We start from the raw sequence: 20,441 nt of genomic DNA on the forward strand, positions 1-20,441 counted from the left end.
GCGCCCGACTGTGTGAATCATCGGAAAGTTGGACGAGATCAGATCATCGCCCGTAATGACATTGAGCGTTGCATCATGATCCGCGGCCAGCGCGCTGGCTGCGTATTCTAGCTCGTCCGGGCCCATGTCAGAGGCGGGCGTGTTGATCAGGTCGCGGGTCAGCGCCTCGCCCGCCGCAATGATTTCAAGCCGTGCGGCATCAATGCCATCCGGCGCGACGAGTTTGGCAATCTCTCCTTTGGGTTTGCGATAGGTGTCAAAGCTGTAGCCAGCCAGAAGCCAGGCCAATGCTGCCTCTTCCAGATCGGGTTGATCCAGACCGCCTGCAATCCTGTAGATGCCTTTGGGCAGTTTGGTTGCTGCAGTTGCCATGTGGAAGCGGCCGCGCGCACGCTTTTCCACTGTGCCATATCCCACCAGCGCCAATTCAACCTGGCCCGTCTGATCGGGCACGCAAAGGACCTGACCTAATGTGCCCTTGAACTCTTGCGCCTTGGCCCAGGCGCTGGCCATAGGCGGCAGGTCTGCCAGTTGCCGATCCAGATCATCGGATCCGATCACATGCAGGGGAATGGCGTCGTTGGATGTGTCGGCAAAGGCGAAGGGCATCAGCGGTCCTGTCAAGTGTACTTTGCCGACAGACTACCCGCCTTGCCCCCGCCTGCAAGGTCCTACATCTCGCGGAAGTTCCACACCTCTGAAACGGCCACGTCAAAGCTGCGTTCCAGACGGGCCATCGTCGCCTCCAGCGCGACACCGTCGCGTTGTTTCAGACAGGTCGAGACGTGACTGGCAGCAATTGACACCTCTGTCAGGCCAATCTGGTCGGCAATCAGGGCGACACGATTGGCCGGTTTGACCATTTTGCCAAAATCGCTGTCCGCCAGCGCATTTTGCAGGGCATCAAGCCGCATGGCGATATCTTCCAGCACGCGGCACACAACCTCCTCTGCCTCATATGCCGCCTTTTCCTCATAAAGCCGGTTCAACGGCGCGGGATCGAAATGCATCTGATCCGGGCACCGCAGAACGATAATGCCTTGATCGGGTTCGGCCGCGTAGGGCTGGAGATGTGTAATATTTGTCATACGACCGATTTAGGTCATCAAGGTTCCCAGAAGGTTGAGAGCCAAAAGAAAAATCTCTCGAAATCCATGAAAATGCAACGTATCTACGGGCAACATCGCGAGGGACAAAGAATATGAAACACGCGCGTCCGCTGCCAGCCTATCTTGTGACCCGGTACAAGGGTTGGAAGGCCACGACCTACGCCGAAAATAAGAGCTTCTATCGCCATTTGGCAGAGGACGGCCAGCATCCGAGAGCCATGGTGATTTCCTGTTGCGACAGCCGGGTCCATGTCACCTCGATCTTCGGGGCCGATCAGGGCGAGTTCTTTATCCACCGAAACATCGCCAATCTGGTGCCGCCCTATAATCCGGACGGGCATCATCACGGCACCTCTGCCGCCGTCGAATACGCGATCAACGCGCTCAAGATCAGTCATCTGATCGTGCTGGGCCATTCTGGCTGTGGCGGGGTCGAGGGCTGCTATGACATGTGTTCGGGAAATGCCCCGGCGCTTGAAGAACCAACCAGTTTCGTCGGGCGCTGGATGGAAATCCTGCGGCCGGGCTTTGACGGCTTGCCCGACGGCGATGACGAGATCCGCAAACGGGCGCTGGAAAAGGCATCGGTCGTCATATCGCTGGGCAACCTGATGACTTTCCCTTTCGTGAAAGAGGCTGTCGAGAATGACATGCTGACGCTGCATGGGCTCTGGAACGAGATCGGCGAAGGCGGGCTTGAGGGCTACGATCCGACGACTGGCGGTTTTATTGCGGTTTAGGCGGTGGCTGCGCCGGTCAATCGCGTTTCTACTGGTCGTGGTGGCGCTGATCTGGGCGTTCGCGCCGCAATTCTTCGTATTGGTTCCAGAAGGATTTCCGCAACCGGTGTGGCCTGCACCCGGTCGTCACGCTCTTGTTGCTGGGGTCAGCGACCCCACCCAGCCACCAGCCGGAACGGCCCCGCCCCGTGCCGCGCAAATACGTTTTGCGCAAAGTGACGGGCGCGCCTTGCTAGTGGAAAATGCAGGCCGACTGACGGTCGAGGCCTATGGCGCTGGACTCGATCGTGAAACGCGCCTCAACTCCTATTCACTGGTCAAGGGGCTCGTGGGTGCGCTGGTTCTGCGTGGCGTCGCGGACGGAAAGATCGCCAGCCTTGATACGCCTGTACGCACCATTCTGGGGCCCGATGCGCCCGACATTACCGTGAAAGAAGCCCTGCTGATGACCAGTGGGCTGGCGCCCGAGGGTGACTGGGACAAGCCGGTCGAAGACGCCGGATTTTCACCTTTTGGGCCACTTGCCCGTATCCACGCCTATGGTGTTGATGACAGCCTGGTGCAGCTTCAGGTCGATGAGGGGCGGCGTGGACACTTCAGCTACCAAAGCGCCAATACCGCCATTCTTGGTCGGTTGCTGGAACGGGTCTATGATCTACCGTTGGAACAGCTGCTGTCCGAGATGATCTGGAAGCCAGCGGGTGCCGCCGGTGCGCATTGGCGGCAATATCCGGATGGCAGCGGGGTATCCGCCTATTGCTGCCTTTACGCGCGTCCGCTGGACTGGATGCATGTTGGCCGGTTTTTGATGGATAATGGGACTGCGGATCAGCCTTTCTTGCCGTCTGCGATGTGGCAGGAATTCATAATGCCGCCGCTTCCCACCACCGAAAGGGCACAAGGTGTCTATGGTTTGCATGTGCGGCATGATGTGCTGGACCGTGCAGAAGCGCGAACGCAGGGGCCGTTTGCGTACTTCCTGGGGCATGGCGGGCAGGTCCTCTATATCCTTCCTGACCAGAACAGTATCGTCGTCCGGTTCGGCGCGCATCAGCAGTTGCTGCATTCCACGCTTTACGAGCTTTTCGAGGATTAGGCCCGCCCCTGTCGCCATACCGCGTTGACGTTGCCTTTGCTGCTGTCTCTTGTCATTGAACGGAGGTTCAATCATGAAGCACGAAACCTGAACGGGAGCGGGCGATGAACGAGATACTCTCACTGGCCGGGGCGAACCTGATCTCGCCGATCATCCTCAGCTTTGCGCTGGGATTGGCAGCGGCACTGGCCCGGTCCGACCTGACCATCCCCGAGGCCGTGGCGAAGGGCATGTCGATCTATCTGCTGTTCGCCATCGGCTTCAAGGGGGGCGCGGCGGTCAGCGCGCATGGGGTTGATACGACGCTGATTCTGACGATTATTGCAGGTCTGGGGCTGTCTTTTGGTCTGCCGCTCATTGCGTTTGCACTGCTCAAGTTGATGACTGGTCTGTCACGTATCGATGCAGCGGCGGTTGCGGCTCATTACGGATCAATCAGCATTGTCACTTTCGTGGCGGGCACCTCTGTTCTGGAAGGGCGGCTGATCGAGGCCGAAGGATACATGGTCGCGGTGGCCGCCGCGATGGAGGCGCCTGCAATCCTGTCGGCACTTTGGCTGGTGGCGCGCGGTGGTGGCGGCGGAAAGATGGAGCCGGGATTGATTCGGGAACTCTTGCTGAACGGCTCCATCGTGTTGCTGGTCGGGGCGTTCTTTATTGGGGCGGTCACGGGCGAAAAAGGGCTGGAAGAAATCAGTTCCTTCATTGTGGCGCCTTTTAAAGGCGTACTATGCCTGTTCCTGCTGGATATGGGATTAATCGCGGGCCGAGGGCTGCGGCAGTCGCGAGGCGTTTTGGGGCTGGGCGCTGTCAGCTTTGCCATTCTGATGCCGCTGATCAGTGCCACAATCGGGTTGACGCTGGGCGTGCTGATCGGCTTGTCGCTGGGCGGGACTGTACTGTTGATGGTGCTGTCAGCCTCGGCCAGCTATATCGCGGTGCCTGCGGCCATGCGGGTCGCATTGCCAGAGGCGAACCCGTCGATCTACCTCACCCTCTCGCTTGGGGTGACCTTCCCGTTTAACCTGACGCTGGGCATCCCGCTTTACCTGGCCATCGCCCAAATCGTGACCGGAGGCTGATATGGAAACGCATACCGCAAAACGGGTCGAAATCGTGATTGAGGCGCCTTTGGAACGCCGGTTGACCAAAGCCCTGACGGAGGCCGGGGTGACCGGCTACACCATCCTGCCGGTGCGCGGCGGATCAGGGCGATCCGGACAATGGAGCCGGGCAGGGCAAGTGGGGCAATCGGGTATGGTGGCAGTGGTCTGCCTGATCAAGCCCGAGCGGCTGGACGGTCTGCTGGAGGCGGCCTTTGCTGTTGTCGAAAAACATATCGGCGTGGTCAGCATCACCGACGCGCAGGTCTTGCGCGCCGAACGGTTTTAGGCGGAACAGAACCGCCGGTAAGATGGGTTTAAACCCATCTTACGCTGTGGTGTCTGCCGGCGATTATTGCAGCACATAGCCGTTGGGCCAGGTCAGCGTATAGTCCAGTGTGACCTCCTGCTTTTCGCCAGCGGGCACTGTCATGTCCCATTCCAGAATGCCGCGCTGCCCTTCGGGATTGGTCCGAGTCACACGTGGGCTGGCCTCATATGTCACTTCCAGATCGTCCTGTTCGGAATAGGGGATCGCGTCGCGCAACAGCACATCCCAATCCTGCCCGGTCAGGTTTTCGACACTCATGATCGCCTGTTCTGTGAGCTGGTTTGCGCTGGAAAAGACGCCCCTTTCGCCTTCGCTCTTGTTGGGCGTGGCCCGGGTCAGCACGATGCCGTCAAGCGGGCCAAATCCCATCTCCGTCTCAGCCCCTGCGGCCAGAAGTGGCAACTGGCTGAACCCGATCATGGTGCCATCGGCAAAGAGCAGGGCCTGTCCTGGCAGCAACAGCTCTGGCGTGGTGTTGGTGAATTCGGCCATCCGATACGCGATGCTGTCGCGGCTTGGCACAGCCTCGGCCCAGACCTCAGCTTCCAGGTTCAACTGATCTAGCGGCAGGCGCAGATCCTCGACCCCATTCCGGATATCGACCGTGCCCGGGTAGGTGTAAGTCACTGATGCCCCGCTGAAATTCGCCGTCGCCTTGAATTCCTGCTCGGCCATTTCCATCGGGGCGGCTGCGACGGCACCCACCGACCGCGACATCATCGGGGCTTCGTCCATCAGAAAGACGTCGCGCCGGTCGCGCTCCAACTCTTCCTCCGAGATAATCCGGCGCAACGGCGCCCAGACCCCGCCGGGGGCAATCTGCTCACCGGGGCGCGCAGTCGACAGCACAAGCTTTACATCCAGCCAATCCTGCCCTGTCTGCTGGCTGACGACGACCGACCGGTCGATATCCAGTTGCGGCGCGTCGCCAGTGGTCAGCCTCACGTCATAGACCGGCGACCAGTTCGCGTAGCCTTCCAAGGTACTGATATCGACGGTGACTTCACCCGCCTCTGCCGCGTCCAATGTAAAGGTCAGGACGGACCCGTCACTTTCCGGGGCCATCAGAGCGGCCAATGCGCGCCGGGCATCGTCGAGCGCCTCGACATCATCTTCCCGGGCGCGCTCCGCCGCCTTGGCCTCTTCCTCGGCGGCAAAAGCCTCCTGCCGGACGCGCAGTGTTTCGGTGCCGACCATCTGGGCCAGCGCCTGAATGTCGGCGATGGCAGAGGCGGTCAGGGTTTCGCCCGCGCTGGCCTGCGACAGGCTTTGCAGAAACGCCACCTGTTCCTCTGCCGCTTTCACGCGCAACCGAATTTCAGCAATGGAAACATCACGTTGGCGAAGGATATCTTCCAGCCGCTCGACCTCTTCCTTGGCGGCCACGATCTGGGGCGACGTCTGGTCGGGGGTGACCGGCAGCCGATCATAGGCGAGGTTCACGGCACCGACCTGAACGCCATCAGGTGTGGCGAGCCGCAAGCCTTGAGCATTCAGGTTTTCAGGCAGATCGGGCACAATAATCTCGTGCCGTCCCGCGGGCAGATCTAGCGTGATCTGACGCATGATCGTGGCCACGCCGGGATAGATGGTTACCGTATCGACACGTGCCTCGGCGGTGAAAGTGTCGGCGAAGGCGGGCGCGGTCAGCGCGATCAGGCTGGTGGTAAGGAAAGGGCGAAACATTGGGTTCTCCTGCAAATGTCGCTCGTCATTGATATAGCTTTGACGGGACGCAGGTGCCAATCCTTGGTCGCAATGCTTTTTTTTCAGAGTAGTGGTTGTCAGGCCCTGCAGCATTCGCAGGGCCTTAATCTGTTAGTGCCAGCGCCGCCACCAGCTGCGCCGCTCGTGCCGGTCGATGCGCGGTGTGTTTTCGATACCGGCGCGGTCAAGCACGCTTTCGGCCCGGTCGATACGATCCTCGATGACGTCGCGCGGGCCCAGATCAACCCGTTCGTCGCGGCGGCTTTCGATGCGGTCAATCCGGTCTTCGATCCGATCAAGATTGCGGTGACCGTCGGCAAAGGTCGTTGCGGGCAGGGCGATTGTAACTGCCGCGCAGAGCAGAACCGTTGTCGTTTTCATATCCGTGACTCCTCTGTTTTGGGATATGCGGATTGAACGGTGGGCTTTGCTGTTTCCGTCGCGGACTGGCTTCACGAAAGCTGACAGATCGAAACAAAAAGGGGCGTCCGCTGGACGCCCCGCAATAAAATCAAAGGGTTAGGCTAGCCTTTTTTCAGGCATTCCCGTCCAAGGGTCTCGGCAATTTGCACCGCATTCAGCGCCGCACCCTTGCGCAGGTTGTCGGACACACACCACAGGTTCAGCCCGTTGTCGATTGTGCTGTCCTGACGGATCCGGCTGATGAAGGTCGCAAAGTCGCCCACGCATTCGACGGGGGTGACGTAGCCACCATCCTCGCGTTTGTCGATGACCATCACGCCGGGGGCCTCGCGCAGGATGTCGCGGGCTTCATCCTCGTCCAGGAAATCCTCGAACTCGATATTCACAGCCTCGGAATGCCCCACGAAAACTGGTACACGTACACAGGTTGCTGTGACCTTAATCGAGGGATCGACGATCTTTTTCGTCTCGGCGACCATTTTCCATTCTTCCTTGGTCTCACCGCTATCCATGAACTTGTCGATATGCGGGATCACGTTGAAGGCGATTTGCTTGGTGAACTGGCGCGGGGGCTTGTCGTCGGTGGGGTTGTAGATTGATTTTGTCTGGTCCCACAGCTCATCAATACCGCCTTTGCCGGCGCCGGACACGGATTGGTAAGTGCTTACCACTACACGCTTAATCCGGGCGCGGTCATGCAGCGGCTTGAGCGCCACAACCATCTGCGCGGTCGAACAATTGGGGTTGGCGATGATGTTTTTCTTGGCATAGCCGTGGATCGCGTCGGCGTTCACCTCTGGCACGATCAGCGGCACGTCGGTGTCATAGCGATACAGCGATGAGTTATCGATGACGACGCAACCGGCTTTGGCTGCCTTGGGCGCATAAGTCTTGGTCGCGTCCGATCCGATGGCGAAGAGCGCGATATCCCAGCCGGTGAAGTCAAACGTATCAAGGTCCAGGGTCTTCAGGGTTTTATCGCCAAAGCTAACCTCGCTGCCCAGCGATTTACGGCTGGCAAGTGCGACGATTTCATCAACGGGGAAGGCCCGTTCGTGAAGGATATTCAGCATTTCGCGGCCCACATTGCCCGTGGCACCTGCGACGACGATTCGATAGCCCATTGGCTGGCTCCTTGGTTGCAAGTGGGGCCTATTACCGCGCAACGCGGGCAAGTGAAAGGGGGCGGCGCGCAACGTTCGGTGGGGGGCTGCGAACGCACGCAACACCGGGTTTTCGCCGTATTTGGCGAATCATCAGTTAACACTGGGGTTCTGGTCAGAAAGGCCGGTCGGCATCGCGTCGGATTTACGTCGGCAAAACGTCGGACCCTCGCGCCAATTTCGCCGGTTTAACGCAGCGTGCGCTGGTCATGTTAACCTTAAGTTAGCTTTTGTGCTGAAAATCACAGCCAATAGTTCATACTTGTGTAAAAGTATCAGTGTTTGGCCCGATGCGGTCATCTAGTAAGGAACCAGTTTATGTTAACGAGTATCGCTTCTTTGTCGCGGATGGCGGCAGTTGCAGGTTTGGCGCTGTTGCCAATGACCGCCAAGGCCAATGAAATCATCCTGACATCACCCGACAACACGGTGCGGTTGGTCGGTCAGTATGTCGGTTTCGAGGTCGACACCTACGTCATCACCATTAACGGTATCGAGATGCGCGTATCGGCTGCGAAAATGAACTGCGCGGGTGCGAATTGTTTGAATTTCGAGCCTGTTGCGACGGCGGATGCCAGCGGCTGATCATCCCTGACGTATCGGCCTTGCAGCGCATGGAGGGCCGATAATCGTTTCCGCAGGCGAACAACTAAGCCATCGCAATGGCGTTTGTTGCCGTGCAGGAATCGGTGGTTTTCGGCAGGACAAAAAAACCCAATTAAAGATGTATTTGCTGGCTGATTTGCCGCAAAAATGCCGTGAAACTGACGGACAGGGTGGCCCAAAGAAAAGGATACCCTGCCATGAAGAACCCCCTTACTGCCTTTGGCCGCATCGCCCGCACGTCACTGATGATTGGTCTGGCGCTGGCCCCTGCTGCATTGTCAGCGGGCGAAATCACCCTGACATCGCTGGATCAGACTGTCCGTTTCCACGGCGAATTCGTCGGGTTCGAGGATAACACCTATATCATCACGATCAGCGGTACCGAAATGCGGTTGCCTGCCGACAGGCTGACATGCGAAGGGGCGGATTGCATTGCCGCCGGGCCGATTGTGATCGAAGACCTCAACAGCTAGAGCGGCCAGAGCCGCTATGTCCGCCCCAGCAGACGACCGATGATGGATTGCTGATCGTTCAACTGCGTTTGAAGGGCGTCAGGCCTAACCTGCGTTCTGCCGTTCGATATAGGCGCGCAGTTCTTCGGTTTCGTGCCGTGCTTCACGCAGCCCGTCCATGGCGGCGCGCAACTCTGCCTCCGTCTGGGACAGCTGGTTGGTCATCTCGGCCTCGCGTTGCTGCAAATAGGTGATCGCCTGATCACGGGTTTCTTCGGCCTCGTGCAGGGCCTGCGCCATCTTGTCCAGTTCGCCGATTTCGGCCTTGGTCACGCGGGTGAAGCGGTTGACCAGCCAACTGGCAAACCAGCCCAGGGCAAAAGCCACGAAAAGGATGATGGCGGTCGCGAGGATGAATTCGGTTCTGTTCAACGTCTTGCCCTTGTCTATTCGCCGTCGGTTTCGTCGGTGCCATTTTCGGGCACCGGCGTCTCGCTTGCAATCTCGTCCAGTATGCTGGTTTCCTCGGCGGTCGATTCCGGGATGATCAGGCTGAATTCGATCCGTCGATTCGCCTCGCGGCCTTCTTCGGTGTCGTTATCGGCGATGGGGTCAGCCTCACCAAATCCGATGGCGTCGAAGGTGCTGACCGGAACCCGCCGCGCGCGCAGCGCTGTCAGGACCGATTCAGCCCGCTGTTGCGACAGGTTGAGGTTCATTTCCTCGCGCCCCTGACTGTCGGTATAGCCAGCGACCCGGATGCGCAGATCGCCGCAGCGTTTGAGGATTTCGGCGATGTCATCCACCACCGCAAGGGCCGAGGCCGAGATATCGGCCGAGCTGGGATCAAAGGTGATCTTGCGGTTTTCGGTCACGATCTTGATCTGGTCGATACATTCCTCGGGCGTGGGCAGCCCGGCGATGGGATCAAGCTGTTCGACGTAAGTGACATCAATTTCAAAGATCGCCCCTTGCCCCAGCTTTTCGATCAGCAGCCGCGATATCGCCGCGCTGGCATCTTCATTCCCTGTATTGCCTCTGACCTGTACCGTGTCGGGCTGGACGATGACCGCCCCGTTGGACAGTTCCGACAGCGCCTCGATTCCGGCAAGAACCCGGACTGACCAGCCCGCAGGCAGCCCGTCAACAACCCGGGTGCCCATCGTGATCTGGCGCTGCCCGAATTTGGCGGATGCAAAGTTTTCGGCCACGGTGTTGGTCACGTCGTCGGGAATCCGCCCGCGCAACTGCACCTGACCCTCGGGGCTGAGCGTGGCGGTGAATTGCGGGGGCCCTTCGGCCGTGACCACGGCGGCCACTGGCAATTCGGCGGTCAGGGCAAAAACCTCTGGCAGGGCGTTTTCAAGCTCGCCTACCACATCGTCGAATGTACCCGGGCCGGTGCCCAGCGGCGCGATCAGTGTTACGTCGGTGTCCGCTATCGTGACGGTGCCGCCGCCCAGTTCACCAATGGCGCTGATGGACATCGCAACCGCTTCGCCCCAGGTGCGCGACGGGGCGCCCAAGGCCAGCGTGCAATTGGCCCGTTGGTTGAAACCCGCCTCTGATGCGGCCTTGAGGATGGTCGCCAGCGCCTCCTCGGTATCGGCAGCGCAGGCGTCGAAATGCGGACCGGCATCGTCAATGGTAAAGCGCGTGGTGAAGGGGGAAATCACGGGTCGCGGCGCGCTGATGCTGACGGCCAGACGCACGCCTTCTGGCGTATTGCGGGCCAGCGCCGTTTCCAACTGCCGCTTTTCTTCCGGGCTGTCAGAGATCGCATTCACCGCCACCCGGTCTGCATTTACCGAAATTTTGGAGCGCGGCAGCATCTCAAGCGCCCGCAAGGAATAATTGAGTGCGGCGCGCCATGTGGGCGGCGTTGGGTAATCGCCGACTTCAAGCAGATCTGTGACGGGCTGCCCATCGGCGATGTCGGTGATCCGGTCGGCCAGCGCATCGCGGTCAGTGTCGGCGGGGATCAGCCCGATCAGCGACACGCCGCTGTCATTGCGCAAGATTTCGATGGCGAACTCCGGGGGAGCGAGGATCTCCGAATCGGCGACGGACAGGTTGTCGATCACCCGGCTGGCATCGACCATTTCGCTGGCGGCGGAGATTGCACGGAACCGCACCGCCTCTGTCGGGGCCTGCCCTTCGAGGATGACCTGCAATCCATCGCCCAGCACCGTGGCCCATTCATATCCCTTATCCAAAAGGCTATCCTGTACGGCGATCACTGACCGTTCCTCGACCACTGTCACGGTTGTGCGTGCCGCAAAGAATGCGCCGACACCGGCCAGCGCAAAGACGAACAGACGAAGAAGAAGAGCGGAAAGTCGCATGGAAGTCCGTATGATTCAGGTGCTGACTGCATAGGCCCGTCCGGGCCGGTGTTCAATCATACCAGAAAGGCGATAGCGAAAAATGGCAGGGGGATCAGCCCGGCGTTTCTGTTTGACCGAAAAAGCCGGAGTAACCCGTCATTGTCGTCGGCATCGAAACGCTGCAACTGCCATGTCAGATGCCAGCCCATGGCCCATGGTCCACCGATGGCAATCACCAGTGACAGGATCGACCTTTCGTGGCAGGCCATCACAACGGCCGCCCCGAACAGGATGACGGTGATTGTCAGGAACAGCCGCAGCCATTTGCGTGTATCCTCCCCAAAAAGCCGGGCCGTAGACCGCACCCCGATCAGGGCGTCATCTTCGGTATCCTGATGGGCATAGATCGTGTCATAGAACAGGGTCCAGGCGATACCCGCCATATAGAGAACCAGCGGCGCTGGCCCCACATTATTGGTATGCGCCGCCCAGGCGAGCAGGGCCCCCCAGTTGAAGGCGAGCCCCAGAAAGATTTGTGGCCACCATGTGAACCGCTTGGCAAAAGGATAGATCGCCACGGGGGCGAGAGCGATGACCCCCAGCCAGATGGCGGTTTGGTAGAACGTGATCAGAATGAAAAAGGCGATCACCGCCTGCGCGATCATCCAGATGAGGGCCGCGCGCACGCTGGCCTGACCAGAGGGGATCGGGCGTGATCGTGTCCGTTCGACCTGTCCATCGATGTTCCGGTCGGTGATATCGTTCCAGGTGCAGCCCGCCCCGCGCATCAGGAACGCGCCGATCCCACAGCCGACCACAGTCCACAGGTCATGATTGCTGGCGCTGTTGGTGGCCAGAATGGCCAGCGACAACCCCCAAAGGCAAGGCAGATAAAGCAGCCATGTCCCGATGGGCCGGTCCGCCCGGCTGAGCCGCAGATAGGGCCGTGCAAAAGCTGGTGCCAACCGGTCCACCCAGTTGCCCTTGACGGCATCGGTAACGGTCCCTGCGGGCTCTGGTGTCTGGGCGTTCTCGGTCATATGGTCCGCCTCATGGCATCCAAGGTTCGGCTTTTTGTAGATCACCCGCTGGGGGAAGGGCAATCGGTTCCACTGTCGCGGGATCAGGCGCATTACCTTTTCGGGGTGATGCGGTTGCCTGTTGGTGCGGTTTTGTCGCTGATCAACGGTAAGGATGGCGAGTGGGATGCCGAGGTTGCCGAGGCCGGCAAGAAGGGCGGGGTGCTGGTTTGCCGCGCACAGACGCAGGCATTGCAGATGCCCCCAGACCTGTGGTTGCTCTTTGCCCCGATCCGCAAGGAGCGCACGGCCTTTATCGTGGAAAAAGCGGTGGAGATGGGGGCGGCGCGGATCATGCCCGTGCAGACTGCGTTCACCCAGAATGCCGACCGTATCCGGCAGGACAAGCTTCAGGCCCATGCGGTTGAAGCCGCCGAGCAATGCGGGGGCACCTTTGTGCCGCCAGTGGATGGGCTGGCAAAGCTGGACCGTGTGCTGGCCGACTGGCCAAAGGGTCGCCGGTTGATGTTCTGTGATGAACTTCTGATCGGGGACGCGGTTACCTTGCCCGCGATACCTGGTCCTTGGGCCATCCTGATCGGCCCGGAAGGCGGGTTTTCAGACGCCGAGCGTGACCGGCTGCGCAGCCTGCCCATTGCGCATCCCATCAGCCTTGGCCCGCGCGTCTTGCGTGCAGATACTGCTGCGGTCGCTGCGCTGACGGTCTGGCAACAGGCGCTGGGGGATTGGGGATGAGCACGCCGCCTGTCATCCAGCTTCACCTGTTCTTTGCGACAGAGAATGACAGCGCGCTGATCCTGCGAAGGGCTGGCAGGCAGCTCTATAATCTGATCGCCTGGGATCGGGCGACAGACACATTCATTGAAGGCCAATGGCTGAAGAAATCCGTGCAGCCGGAAGTTTGTGATCTGTCGCCTGACGGCCGACATTTCATCTATGCGGTGAGAGACGCCTATCCGGAGACGGAGGCGACCGCAAATTACACCGTGATCAGCCGCCCGCCCTGGTTTACCGCCCTGGCCCTTTTTCCGCATGAATACAGTTGGCTTGGTGGTGGATCGTTTCTGGGCAACGGTCTTTACCGTCTGAACGGCGATGCGCCGCTTCGCGACATTCGTGGGCGTGCCGATGGGTTACGGAAGGTGGTCGCTGGCAAAGTGACCAAGGATTGCCGCACCGGGTTGCGGTTGCTGAATGGCAAACCCGCCCCGCTGCCGAGTGATGTCCGTGACAGGTTACTCGGGCGCGATGTGCCGGTTCGATCTTCCGCGATGGATCGCTACGAAACCCAAGGTGGGCGGCTTTATCGGCGCGAGGGGATGGAGTTGTCGCTGATCCGGGATTTTGCGGAGATGGAGCCGCAATTTGTCCGTGCGCCCTACGATGACCGCCCTGATCGGGAACCGGACACCGGCTGGCACCCCATAGATGCGGAGCGTTTCCGATGATCCGTGCTACCGAAGCTGATCGTCCAGAGATCGAGGCGTTTTTGGCGCCCCATGCCCCGTTTGCCATGTTTCCCCTGAATAATCTGGCCCATTACGGGATGGCGGGGGATAGTGACTATGCGGTGACCTGCTGGATCGCCCGTCGCGATAGCCGCATCACCGATGTGATGACCTTGTGCGACAACGGGATGGCGATGCCGTTTCTGCCTTCAGCTGATTATGCTGCAGCCGTGGCAGCGATGGAGGATCGCCCCCTGATGGGGATCATTGGTCCAACGGATCAGGTGCGCGGGGTCGAGGCGCAGGGCTTTGCCGATGCCCCCCGCACGCTGGATCATGATGAGCCGCATTTTCTGTTGGAACTGGACCGGATGACCCTGCCGGATGGTCCCGGCCTGTTGCGCCCGCTGCAGGATGCCCCGCCTGATGTGATTAAGGGCTGGATGCTGGACTATCAGTTGACTGCGCTGAACACCCCTGTTGGAGAGGCCGGGCAGATGGTGGAAAGCAGTTATGCCAATTACGTTGCCCGCGACAGTCATCGGGTGTTGATGGAGGAGCAGACGCCGCTGGCCATGACCGGGTTCAATGCGCAATTGCCGGATATCGTGCAGATTGGTGGTGTCTATACGCCGCCTGATCTGCGTGGTCGTGGCTATGCACGACGGGCGCTGGCGCTGCATCTGGTTGAGGCCGCAACGCGGGGCGTGACCCGCGCAACCCTGTTTTCCGCCAGTGACATGGCTGCGCGCGCCTATCGCGCCATCGGGTTTGAACGGATCGGGGACTGGACGCTGTTGCTGTTTGACGGCCCGCAGCGGCGGGTAGTCCCATGATTGCTGCTACCGAGGCGGATCGCCCGATGATCGAGGCGTTTTTGCACAGACATTTCGCTGAGGCGATGTTTCCGCTGTCCAATCTCGCGCGGCACGGTATGGCAGGCGGCCATCCACGCGCGATGCGGTTCTGGCTGCGCTGGGCAGCGGGAGAGGTAACCGATGTGCTGGGCGTGTCGGATGAAGGGCGGGTGTTTCCCATCTGTCCGACGGGGCCATGGGGCGAGGTGGCTGTGGTGCTGACGGGCCAACCGGTGCGCAGCATCATTGGGTCGGCTGATCAGGTCGCAGCTTGCCGCGCCGCGTTGGGGCTGACGGCGCGGGGCGATCTGGATGAGATTGAGCCGCATTATGCCCTGTCGCTGACCGATCTGATCGTGCCGGATGCGCAGGGGTTCAGGCTGCTCAGCCTGCACGACGCGTCGCTCGAAAACGCGACCCGCTGGCGCGCGGCCTTCTGTGAAGAGGCGATGGGCTATGACCCGGACGATGCAATGGATCGGGCGATGGCGGATGTGACCCATTATCTGGAACTGGATACGCATCGGATATTGGTCAAAGGACAGGCGCCGGTGGCGATGACCGGCTTTAATGCGGTTCTACCTCATGTTGTGCAGGTGGGCGGGGTCTACACGCCGCCTGATTTGCGGGGCCGGGGCTATGCGCGGCTGGCGGTCGCGCTGCATCTCGCCGAGGTGCGCGAAAACGGGGTCAGGGACGCGGTATTATCAGCGGCGAATGCGGCGGCGGCGCGGGCCTATGAGGCGATCGGGTTCCGCCGCTGCGGGTCGTTCGCCATTCTTGATTACGCGGAGCCGCAGGTGATCCATGGCTGATTTCATCCGCCCTGAATTACGCGCCTTTGTCTGGCGCTGGCGCGAGGTGCTGATCGCGGGGGGCCTATGTCTGCTGGGGCTTTGGTGGCTGTGGCAAGGGATCGGGATTGTCCGGTGGCTGGGCGGTGTCGCGATCATTGTGGGGCTGGCCTGGGGCTGGGCGGCGGTGCAGCGGGTCCGCTTTGCGCAGGATGGCGAAGGGCCGGGCGTGGTCCAGATCCGCGAACGCAGGCTGGCCTATTTCGGCCCTTTGGATGGCGGGGTGATGGATATGGAGGACGTGAACCTGCTGGAACTGGACCCGACGACATTTCCCACCCCCAGCTGGATCCTGACCGGCATGGGCGGTCAGCGCATTTCCATCCCGGTCAACGCCGCCGGGGCAGAGGATCTGTTTGATGTCTTTGCCGCCTTGCCCGATATCCAGACCGGCACCGTGCTGGACGTGCTGTCGCACACACCTGATGTGCGGGTGACGGTGTGGTCGCGGACCCGTCCGCTCTTGCATTGACGCCCCGGTTGGTTCAGGTCAGCCTGAAGACCTGATTTTCGCGAGACGGAGCACCCTTCATGTCAATCCCTCAGTCCGGTGGCGGCCCGATCGAGCATTACGATCAGTTGGTGGAGTTTCTGTCCAAAGGCTGCAAGCCCAAGGACCAATGGCGCATCGGCACCGAGCACGAGAAATTCGGCTATTGTCAGGATTCGCTGCGCCCGCTGCCTTATGACGGCCAGCGGTCGATCAAGGCCGTGCTGGAAGGGTTGCGTGACCGGTTCGACTGGTCCCCGGTGCATGAGGGCGAACATATCATCGGACTGACCAAGGATGGCGCCAATGTCAGCCTTGAACCGGGCGGGCAGCTGGAATTGTCGGGCGCACCGCTGGAAAATATCCACCAGACCTGTGACGAGGTGAACCACCACCTGGCCGAGGTAAAGGCCGTGGCCGACCATATTGGGGTCAAATTCATCGGGCTGGGTGCGGCGCCGGAATGGACCCACGAAGAAATGCCCCTGATGCCCAAGGGCCGGTACAAGCTGATGGATGCCTATATGCAAAAGGTCGGCACCCATGGCACCCAGATGATGCGCCGGACCTGCACCGTGCAGGTCAACCTTGATTTCGGGTCAGAGGCCGACATGGTGCAAAAACTGCGCGTCGCACTGGCCTTGCAGCCCGTGGCGACGGCCCTGTTCGCCAATTCCCCATTCTTCGAAGGCCAGCCCAACGGTCATAAATCCTGGCGCTCGCGCATCTGGCGGTCACTGGATGATGCCCGTACCGGCACGCTGCCCTGGGTGTTCGAGGATGGGATGGGCTTTGAACGCTGGGTGGAATGGGTGTTGGATGTGCCGATGTATTTCGTCTACCGCGACGGCAAATATATCGACGCGCTGGGCATGTCGTTCCGCGATTTCCTGAAGGGTGAATTGCCTGCGCTGCCGGGGGAAAAGCCCCTGTTGTCCGATTGGGCCGATCACCTGACTACCGTGTTCCCCGAAGCGCGGATCAAGCAGTTCATCGAAATGCGCGGCGCCGATGGAGGCCCGTGGCGCAGGCTCTGTGCCTTGCCGGCGTTGTGGGTGGGTCTGATGTATGACCAGGCGGCGCTCGATGCTGCGTGGGACCTTTGCAAAGGCTGGTCCGCCGAACAGCGCGAGGCGCTGCGTGTGGCCGCGTCAGTTGATGGGTTGCAGGCCAAGGTAGACGGCATCGACATGCATGATCTGGCCCGTGAGGTTGTCGCGATTTCAGAGGCTGGTTTGAAGGCCCGTGCACGTCCGGGGGCCGGTGGCCTTGTCGGGGACGAAACCCATTTCCTGAATGCGCTGAAGGAAACTGTTGAAACGGGCCAGACACCTGCGGACGAGTTGCTGGCCCATTACAATGGCGATTGGGATGGCGACCTGAAACGGATTTACGCCGAATACAGTTATTGATGTCTGTGACCTTAGGATTTCACCGCTGCCGCGGCTTGCGCGATCACATCGCGCAGTGATGCCACGGCCTGTGTGAACCCCAGCCCGAGGCAGAGGAGCGACAAACCAAGCGCGCCCATCAGCCCTGCCAAGGTCAAACCGGGCACAAGGACCATTGCAAAGGCCGCGATCAGGATGATCCCGCCTGATCCGATGGCCGCAAAGCCTGATACGATGGTGAGCGCCCCGGCCCGTGCGGCCCGCCCGGTGATCGGGCAATCGGTCAGCGCGGCCCCAATGCGAAAGATCATGACAGCGAGGGCAACCAGCGCGCAGGCGGCCAGCCCGAAATAAAGGATGAAATAGGTGAACATGGGATGTCCTTTCGTCAGGTTTGAAGAATACGGAAGTTGCGGTGGAACCGGGCGTAAAGCCATCCAAAGGTCCCGGCCCAAAGCGCGCCAAAGATCATGCCGAACCCGAAGATGAACATCATTCCCGGCGCCATCTCGCGCGGGCCAAGATCCAACATGGTCATCAGGGCGAAGACCCCGAAGGGCACTAGGTTGGCACAAAAGCCGAGCGTCGCGTAGGTGCCAAAGCAAGGCGGGACGCGGCCGACGGCCCAGAGAAGCAGCGGGGTGCCGATGAGGAGATATGGGATGGCACCTATCAAAAGGGCGGCGAGGCCGATGATCGTCCAGAAACTCAGAAGCGTAGCGACGACCGGGGCCAGGATCAGCGCGCCGACAAAGGCGATGGGGTCAACGGCATAGCGTGGCGGACCAGCAAGAGCAGCAGTGATTGTTTGGTCGATTGCTTTGGTCATCAGTCGTTCGATTGCATCACTCTATGTGTATATCGTTTCTTTCTGTATAAACAGAAATAACAGTATGTACGACATAGTCAAGTCGAGATAGACGCCAATCAGTCAATACCGGCTCTCAAGTCTGGTTTTCCGGCGGTGCGTTCACGGGACTTGCCTGCTAACACATGCCCACGCAATCAACTTAAAGGAACAAGATTATGCGTGATTTCTTTATTCGGGCGCTTGAGGCGCTCATTGGTTTATTTGTGATTCTTCTTTTGCTGGGTGTTGTTGTGGGGGGCATCGGGGTGATGGTCACCGGTATGCCGCAAGCGGATGGCAGCACGATCAGCGGTGTTGTGCCGGGTATCGGCATTCTGGTTGTTGGCGTGCTATATGTCGTGATGATCGCCGGGTTCATGTATCTGGGCTTGGGTATTTACCACAACACGAAACGCACCGCCGATGCCGTTGAACAGATGGCGGCAAAGTAGCAGGTATGGCTGCCGGGGGTGCCGTGCCTTAAGGCGCCTCCGGGGTCTTTTTCGCACCGATCTTGGTTTCCGTCCCGGCCTTCATCCGCTGGATATTACTCCAGTGCCGGGCATAGATCAGAAGGCCAAGCGCCATGCTGAGAAATGCCATGTACCCGTAGCCGGTCAACATCATGACAACAGGCAACCAGCCTGCCATCACTAATGCGGCCGCTGAGGAGTAGCGGAACACGGCCGCGACGATCAGCCAGATCGCGCAGCCGGCCAGCAACATCGGCCACGCCAGCACCCCGATAATCCCCAGATAGGTGGCAACCCCTTTGCCGCCCTTGAATCTGAGCCAGACCGGAAAACAGTGCCCGATAAATGCCATCAACCCCGCCAGCTGTGCGGCATCCAGCGCGGCGAGCGTGCCGGCCAGAAAGACGGCAATGGCCCCTTTGGCCGCATCGAAAAGGAGTGTCAGGGCGGCGGCTGTCTTGTTCCCCGTGCGCAGCACGTTGGTGGCCCCGATATTGCCTGACCCGATCTCGCGCAGGTTACCAAGCTTCATCACCCGTGCCAGGATCATGCCACTGGGGATCGACCCCAAAAGATAGCCGATCACCCCCCACAGGATCAGGACACTGGTCGCAGTTTCGATCGGTGGCATCTACGCGCCCTCCCATATTCGTTGGCCGTCCACCCACGTGCCCAGTACCTTGCCCTGCAGCTTGGCCCCGTCGAACGGTGTATTCTTGGATTTCGACAAAAGTTGCGTCCGATCCAGCTGGAATGGCGCATCGGGGTCAAACAGCACCAGATCGGCGGGTGCTCCGGGCAGCAGACGCCCGCTGTTACGCCGCAAAATTCGTGACGGGTTCAGCGATAGCGCCCGGAACAGGCGCGGCAGGTCGATCATGTCCGCGTGGTAAAGGCGCAAGGCCGCAGGCAGCAGCGTTTCAAGGGCGACAGCCCCGCTGGCGGCCTCTTCAAACGGCAGGCGCTTGCTTTCTTCATCCTGCGGGGTGTGCATGGAGCTGATGATGTCGATCAGCCCGTCGGCGACGGCCTGCACCACTGCCAGCCGGTCATCTTCGCTGCGCAAGGGCGGTTTGAGCTTAAAGAATGTCCGGTAATCGGCCACGTCCAGCTCGTTCAAGGTCAGGTGGTGGATGCCGACCCCGGCAGTGATGTTCAGTCCGTTACGCTTGGCCCGTTCCAGCGCGGGCAGGGCGCGGGCGGTTGTGATCTGGTCGGCGTGATAGCGCGCCCCGGTCATTTCCAGCAGGCTGATATCGCGGTCCAGCGCCATGCGTTCGGCCATGGGCGACACGCCGGGCAACCCGCGCAGGGAGGCGAATTTGCCCGATGTCACAGCCGCCCCATCGGACAAAATCGGTTCCTGCACATGGGCAATGACAAGCGCGTCAAGACTGCTTGCATAGGTCAGGGCGCGGCTGAAGACCTTGGTGTTGGTGACCACCCGATCGCAATCGGTAAAAGCAACGGCGCCTGCATCTTGCAGGAACCCGATCTCGGTCATTTCGCGGCCTTCACGCCCCTTGGTCAGGGCGGCCATGGGCAGAACATGGACCGGCGCGTCGGCCTGAGCGCGGCGTTCCACAAACTCCAGCGTTTCGGGCGTGTCGATGGCTGGCAATGTGTCAGGGCGGGTGACTATGGTGGTGATCCCGCCAGCCGCCGCGGCCTGCCCGGCAGAGCGGAACGATTCCTTGTGCCGCTCGCCCGGCTCGGAAACCTTCACCCCGATATCGACAATGCCGGGGGCAAGGCACATACCATCGCAATCAATCACGTTGGCGTCTTTTGGGGACGGCATGTCAGCTTCATGGATCGCCACGATCTGACCATCGCTGACCAGTATTCCGCCCGGTCCGTCAGTCAACGCAACCGGATCGATCAGGCGCGCATTGGCGAAAAAGGTGGCGGTCATGGGGTTGTCCTGCGCGGTTTTTGTGTTTCACGCTTGTAGGCGGCAAATGACCGGCAGGACAAGGCA

The 20,441-nt window shown here is 60.3% G+C and carries 24 protein-coding genes and 1 pseudogene; 13 read left to right on the forward strand and 12 right to left on the reverse strand.

The features are described from left to right. A pseudogene (locus ACFWW4_RS17615) lies at positions 1–609 on the reverse strand (leucyl aminopeptidase family protein); the annotation flags it as partial. A 62-nt stretch (positions 610–671) separates the two neighbouring features. Further along, positions 672–1,088, reverse strand: coding sequence for a hypothetical protein (locus tag ACFWW4_RS17620; RefSeq protein WP_411892063.1), 417 nt, complete (start codon positions 1,086–1,088; stop codon positions 672–674). Between the two features lie 113 nt (positions 1,089–1,201). Here ACFWW4_RS17620 and ACFWW4_RS17625 point away from each other — a divergent pair, with 113 nt between their 5' ends. From ACFWW4_RS17625 to ACFWW4_RS17640, 4 genes are all read left to right on the forward strand, one after another. Then, complete coding sequence (locus ACFWW4_RS17625) at positions 1,202–1,849, forward strand: carbonic anhydrase (protein ID WP_411892064.1); 648 nt, start codon at positions 1,202–1,204, stop codon at positions 1,847–1,849. Then, a complete protein-coding gene (locus tag ACFWW4_RS17630) occupies positions 1,839–2,945 on the forward strand; it encodes a serine hydrolase domain-containing protein (RefSeq protein ID WP_411892065.1) in 1,107 nt (368 codons plus the stop codon). The genes ACFWW4_RS17625 and ACFWW4_RS17630 overlap by 11 nt, the downstream gene beginning before the upstream one ends. 104 nt (positions 2,946–3,049) lie before the next feature. Beyond that, the gene (locus ACFWW4_RS17635; RefSeq protein WP_411892066.1) at positions 3,050–4,027 is read left to right on the forward strand and encodes a sodium-dependent bicarbonate transport family permease; all 978 of its coding nucleotides are present in this window, start codon (positions 3,050–3,052) and stop codon (positions 4,025–4,027) included. Position 4,028: 1 nt separating this feature from the next. Beyond that, positions 4,029–4,337: a P-II family nitrogen regulator gene (locus ACFWW4_RS17640; protein WP_393932121.1), complete on the forward strand. Its 309-nt coding sequence runs from the start codon at positions 4,029–4,031 to the stop codon at positions 4,335–4,337. A 63-nt stretch (positions 4,338–4,400) separates the two neighbouring features. Here ACFWW4_RS17640 and ACFWW4_RS17645 read toward each other — a convergent pair whose 3' ends face one another. The 3 genes from ACFWW4_RS17645 to ACFWW4_RS17655 form a co-directional block, all read right to left on the reverse strand. Then, positions 4,401–6,065 (reverse strand): DUF4139 domain-containing protein, encoded by a 1,665-nt coding sequence (locus tag ACFWW4_RS17645; protein WP_411892067.1) that lies wholly within the window; start codon positions 6,063–6,065, stop codon positions 4,401–4,403. Positions 6,066–6,197: 132 nt separating this feature from the next. Then, positions 6,198–6,467: a hypothetical protein gene (locus ACFWW4_RS17650; protein WP_393932126.1), complete on the reverse strand. Its 270-nt coding sequence runs from the start codon at positions 6,465–6,467 to the stop codon at positions 6,198–6,200. Positions 6,468–6,610: 143 nt separating this feature from the next. Further along, a complete protein-coding gene (locus tag ACFWW4_RS17655; protein WP_411892068.1) occupies positions 6,611–7,633 on the reverse strand; it encodes an aspartate-semialdehyde dehydrogenase in 1,023 nt (340 codons plus the stop codon). 357 nt (positions 7,634–7,990) lie between these two features. On the opposite strand from ACFWW4_RS17655, the gene ACFWW4_RS17660 reads away from it, so the two are divergent. Beyond that, positions 7,991–8,257, forward strand: coding sequence for a hypothetical protein (locus ACFWW4_RS17660; RefSeq protein WP_393932130.1), 267 nt, complete (start codon positions 7,991–7,993; stop codon positions 8,255–8,257). Positions 8,258–8,475: 218 nt separating this feature from the next. Then, a complete protein-coding gene (locus tag ACFWW4_RS17665) occupies positions 8,476–8,751 on the forward strand; it encodes a hypothetical protein (protein ID WP_393932132.1) in 276 nt (91 codons plus the stop codon). Positions 8,752–8,835: 84 nt separating this feature from the next. Here the strand turns inward: ACFWW4_RS17665 and ACFWW4_RS17670 are convergent, their stop codons facing one another. Genes ACFWW4_RS17670 through ubiA form a run of 3 tightly spaced genes read right to left on the reverse strand, consistent with a single transcriptional unit; the run spans position 8,836 to position 12,097 of the window. Continuing rightward, a complete protein-coding gene (locus ACFWW4_RS17670) occupies positions 8,836–9,162 on the reverse strand; it encodes a hypothetical protein (protein WP_393932135.1) in 327 nt (108 codons plus the stop codon). Positions 9,163–9,176: 14 nt separating this feature from the next. Beyond that, positions 9,177–11,075, reverse strand: a complete 1,899-nt coding sequence (locus tag ACFWW4_RS17675) for an OmpA family protein (RefSeq protein WP_411892069.1) — start codon at positions 11,073–11,075, stop codon at positions 9,177–9,179. Between the two features lie 56 nt (positions 11,076–11,131). Beyond that, the gene (gene ubiA / locus ACFWW4_RS17680; RefSeq protein ID WP_411892070.1) at positions 11,132–12,097 is read right to left on the reverse strand and encodes a 4-hydroxybenzoate octaprenyltransferase; all 966 of its coding nucleotides are present in this window, start codon (positions 12,095–12,097) and stop codon (positions 11,132–11,134) included. 12 nt (positions 12,098–12,109) lie between these two features. Between ubiA and ACFWW4_RS17685 the strand changes: the two genes are divergently transcribed. From ACFWW4_RS17685 to ACFWW4_RS17710, 6 genes are read left to right on the forward strand one after another with little or no spacing between them, the layout of a single operon-like run. Then, positions 12,110–12,832, forward strand: a complete 723-nt coding sequence (locus ACFWW4_RS17685) for a 16S rRNA (uracil(1498)-N(3))-methyltransferase (RefSeq protein ID WP_411892071.1) — start codon at positions 12,110–12,112, stop codon at positions 12,830–12,832. Then, positions 12,829–13,545 (forward strand): hypothetical protein, encoded by a 717-nt coding sequence (locus tag ACFWW4_RS17690; RefSeq protein WP_411892072.1) that lies wholly within the window; start codon positions 12,829–12,831, stop codon positions 13,543–13,545. The genes ACFWW4_RS17685 and ACFWW4_RS17690 overlap by 4 nt, the downstream gene beginning before the upstream one ends. Further along, the gene (locus tag ACFWW4_RS17695; protein WP_411892073.1) at positions 13,542–14,381 is read left to right on the forward strand and encodes a GNAT family N-acetyltransferase; all 840 of its coding nucleotides are present in this window, start codon (positions 13,542–13,544) and stop codon (positions 14,379–14,381) included. The genes ACFWW4_RS17690 and ACFWW4_RS17695 overlap by 4 nt, the downstream gene beginning before the upstream one ends. After that, positions 14,378–15,217 (forward strand): GNAT family N-acetyltransferase, encoded by an 840-nt coding sequence (locus ACFWW4_RS17700; RefSeq protein ID WP_411892074.1) that lies wholly within the window; start codon positions 14,378–14,380, stop codon positions 15,215–15,217. The genes ACFWW4_RS17695 and ACFWW4_RS17700 overlap by 4 nt, the downstream gene beginning before the upstream one ends. Beyond that, on the forward strand, positions 15,210–15,728 hold the full coding sequence (locus ACFWW4_RS17705) for a hypothetical protein (protein ID WP_411892075.1): 519 nt from the start codon (positions 15,210–15,212) through the stop codon (positions 15,726–15,728). The genes ACFWW4_RS17700 and ACFWW4_RS17705 overlap by 8 nt, the downstream gene beginning before the upstream one ends. 59 nt (positions 15,729–15,787) lie before the next feature. After that, on the forward strand, positions 15,788–17,158 hold the full coding sequence (locus tag ACFWW4_RS17710; RefSeq protein WP_411892076.1) for a glutamate--cysteine ligase: 1,371 nt from the start codon (positions 15,788–15,790) through the stop codon (positions 17,156–17,158). Positions 17,159–17,169: 11 nt separating this feature from the next. Here ACFWW4_RS17710 and ACFWW4_RS17715 read toward each other — a convergent pair whose 3' ends face one another. After that, a complete protein-coding gene (locus tag ACFWW4_RS17715; protein WP_411892077.1) occupies positions 17,170–17,511 on the reverse strand; it encodes a hypothetical protein in 342 nt (113 codons plus the stop codon). Between the two features lie 14 nt (positions 17,512–17,525). Next, positions 17,526–17,966: a hypothetical protein gene (locus ACFWW4_RS17720; RefSeq protein WP_411892078.1), complete on the reverse strand. Its 441-nt coding sequence runs from the start codon at positions 17,964–17,966 to the stop codon at positions 17,526–17,528. 197 nt (positions 17,967–18,163) lie between these two features. Between ACFWW4_RS17720 and ACFWW4_RS17725 the strand changes: the two genes are divergently transcribed. Next, a complete protein-coding gene (locus ACFWW4_RS17725) occupies positions 18,164–18,439 on the forward strand; it encodes a hypothetical protein (protein ID WP_393932157.1) in 276 nt (91 codons plus the stop codon). Positions 18,440–18,467: 28 nt separating this feature from the next. Here the strand turns inward: ACFWW4_RS17725 and plsY are convergent, their stop codons facing one another. Next, positions 18,468–19,091: a glycerol-3-phosphate 1-O-acyltransferase PlsY gene (plsY, locus tag ACFWW4_RS17730; protein ID WP_411892079.1), complete on the reverse strand. Its 624-nt coding sequence runs from the start codon at positions 19,089–19,091 to the stop codon at positions 18,468–18,470. After that, on the reverse strand, positions 19,092–20,375 hold the full coding sequence (gene pyrC / locus ACFWW4_RS17735) for a dihydroorotase (protein WP_411892080.1): 1,284 nt from the start codon (positions 20,373–20,375) through the stop codon (positions 19,092–19,094). Positions 20,376–20,441: the final 66 nt, after the last annotated feature.

Origin of the sequence: Yoonia sp. SDW83-1 (assembly GCF_046762885.1) — a bacterium.
Lineage (GTDB): Bacteria > Pseudomonadota > Alphaproteobacteria > Rhodobacterales > Rhodobacteraceae > Yoonia.

Coding starts and splice junctions, on each gene's coding strand:
- ACFWW4_RS17720 (WP_411892078.1), bottom strand. CDS start 17,966: ATGACCAAAGCAATCGACCAAACAATCACTGCTGCTCTTGCTGGTCCG.
- ACFWW4_RS17655 (WP_411892068.1), bottom strand. CDS start 7,633: ATGGGCTATCGAATCGTCGTCGCAGGTGCCACGGGCAATGTGGGCCGC.
- ACFWW4_RS17650 (WP_393932126.1), bottom strand. CDS start 6,467: ATGAAAACGACAACGGTTCTGCTCTGCGCGGCAGTTACAATCGCCCTG.
- ACFWW4_RS17620 (WP_411892063.1), bottom strand. CDS start 1,088: ATGACAAATATTACACATCTCCAGCCCTACGCGGCCGAACCCGATCAA.
- ACFWW4_RS17725 (WP_393932157.1), top strand. CDS start 18,164: ATGCGTGATTTCTTTATTCGGGCGCTTGAGGCGCTCATTGGTTTATTT.
- ACFWW4_RS17675 (WP_411892069.1), bottom strand. CDS start 11,075: ATGCGACTTTCCGCTCTTCTTCTTCGTCTGTTCGTCTTTGCGCTGGCC.
- ACFWW4_RS17705 (WP_411892075.1), top strand. CDS start 15,210: ATGGCTGATTTCATCCGCCCTGAATTACGCGCCTTTGTCTGGCGCTGG.
- ACFWW4_RS17685 (WP_411892071.1), top strand. CDS start 12,110: ATGGCATCCAAGGTTCGGCTTTTTGTAGATCACCCGCTGGGGGAAGGG.
- ubiA (WP_411892070.1), bottom strand. CDS start 12,097: ATGACCGAGAACGCCCAGACACCAGAGCCCGCAGGGACCGTTACCGAT.
- ACFWW4_RS17645 (WP_411892067.1), bottom strand. CDS start 6,065: ATGTTTCGCCCTTTCCTTACCACCAGCCTGATCGCGCTGACCGCGCCC.
- plsY (WP_411892079.1), bottom strand. CDS start 19,091: ATGCCACCGATCGAAACTGCGACCAGTGTCCTGATCCTGTGGGGGGTG.
- ACFWW4_RS17660 (WP_393932130.1), top strand. CDS start 7,991: ATGTTAACGAGTATCGCTTCTTTGTCGCGGATGGCGGCAGTTGCAGGT.
- ACFWW4_RS17695 (WP_411892073.1), top strand. CDS start 13,542: ATGATCCGTGCTACCGAAGCTGATCGTCCAGAGATCGAGGCGTTTTTG.
- ACFWW4_RS17710 (WP_411892076.1), top strand. CDS start 15,788: ATGTCAATCCCTCAGTCCGGTGGCGGCCCGATCGAGCATTACGATCAG.
- ACFWW4_RS17640 (WP_393932121.1), top strand. CDS start 4,029: ATGGAAACGCATACCGCAAAACGGGTCGAAATCGTGATTGAGGCGCCT.
- ACFWW4_RS17700 (WP_411892074.1), top strand. CDS start 14,378: ATGATTGCTGCTACCGAGGCGGATCGCCCGATGATCGAGGCGTTTTTG.
- ACFWW4_RS17635 (WP_411892066.1), top strand. CDS start 3,050: ATGAACGAGATACTCTCACTGGCCGGGGCGAACCTGATCTCGCCGATC.
- ACFWW4_RS17715 (WP_411892077.1), bottom strand. CDS start 17,511: ATGTTCACCTATTTCATCCTTTATTTCGGGCTGGCCGCCTGCGCGCTG.
- pyrC (WP_411892080.1), bottom strand. CDS start 20,375: ATGACCGCCACCTTTTTCGCCAATGCGCGCCTGATCGATCCGGTTGCG.
- ACFWW4_RS17625 (WP_411892064.1), top strand. CDS start 1,202: ATGAAACACGCGCGTCCGCTGCCAGCCTATCTTGTGACCCGGTACAAG.
- ACFWW4_RS17665 (WP_393932132.1), top strand. CDS start 8,476: ATGAAGAACCCCCTTACTGCCTTTGGCCGCATCGCCCGCACGTCACTG.
- ACFWW4_RS17690 (WP_411892072.1), top strand. CDS start 12,829: ATGAGCACGCCGCCTGTCATCCAGCTTCACCTGTTCTTTGCGACAGAG.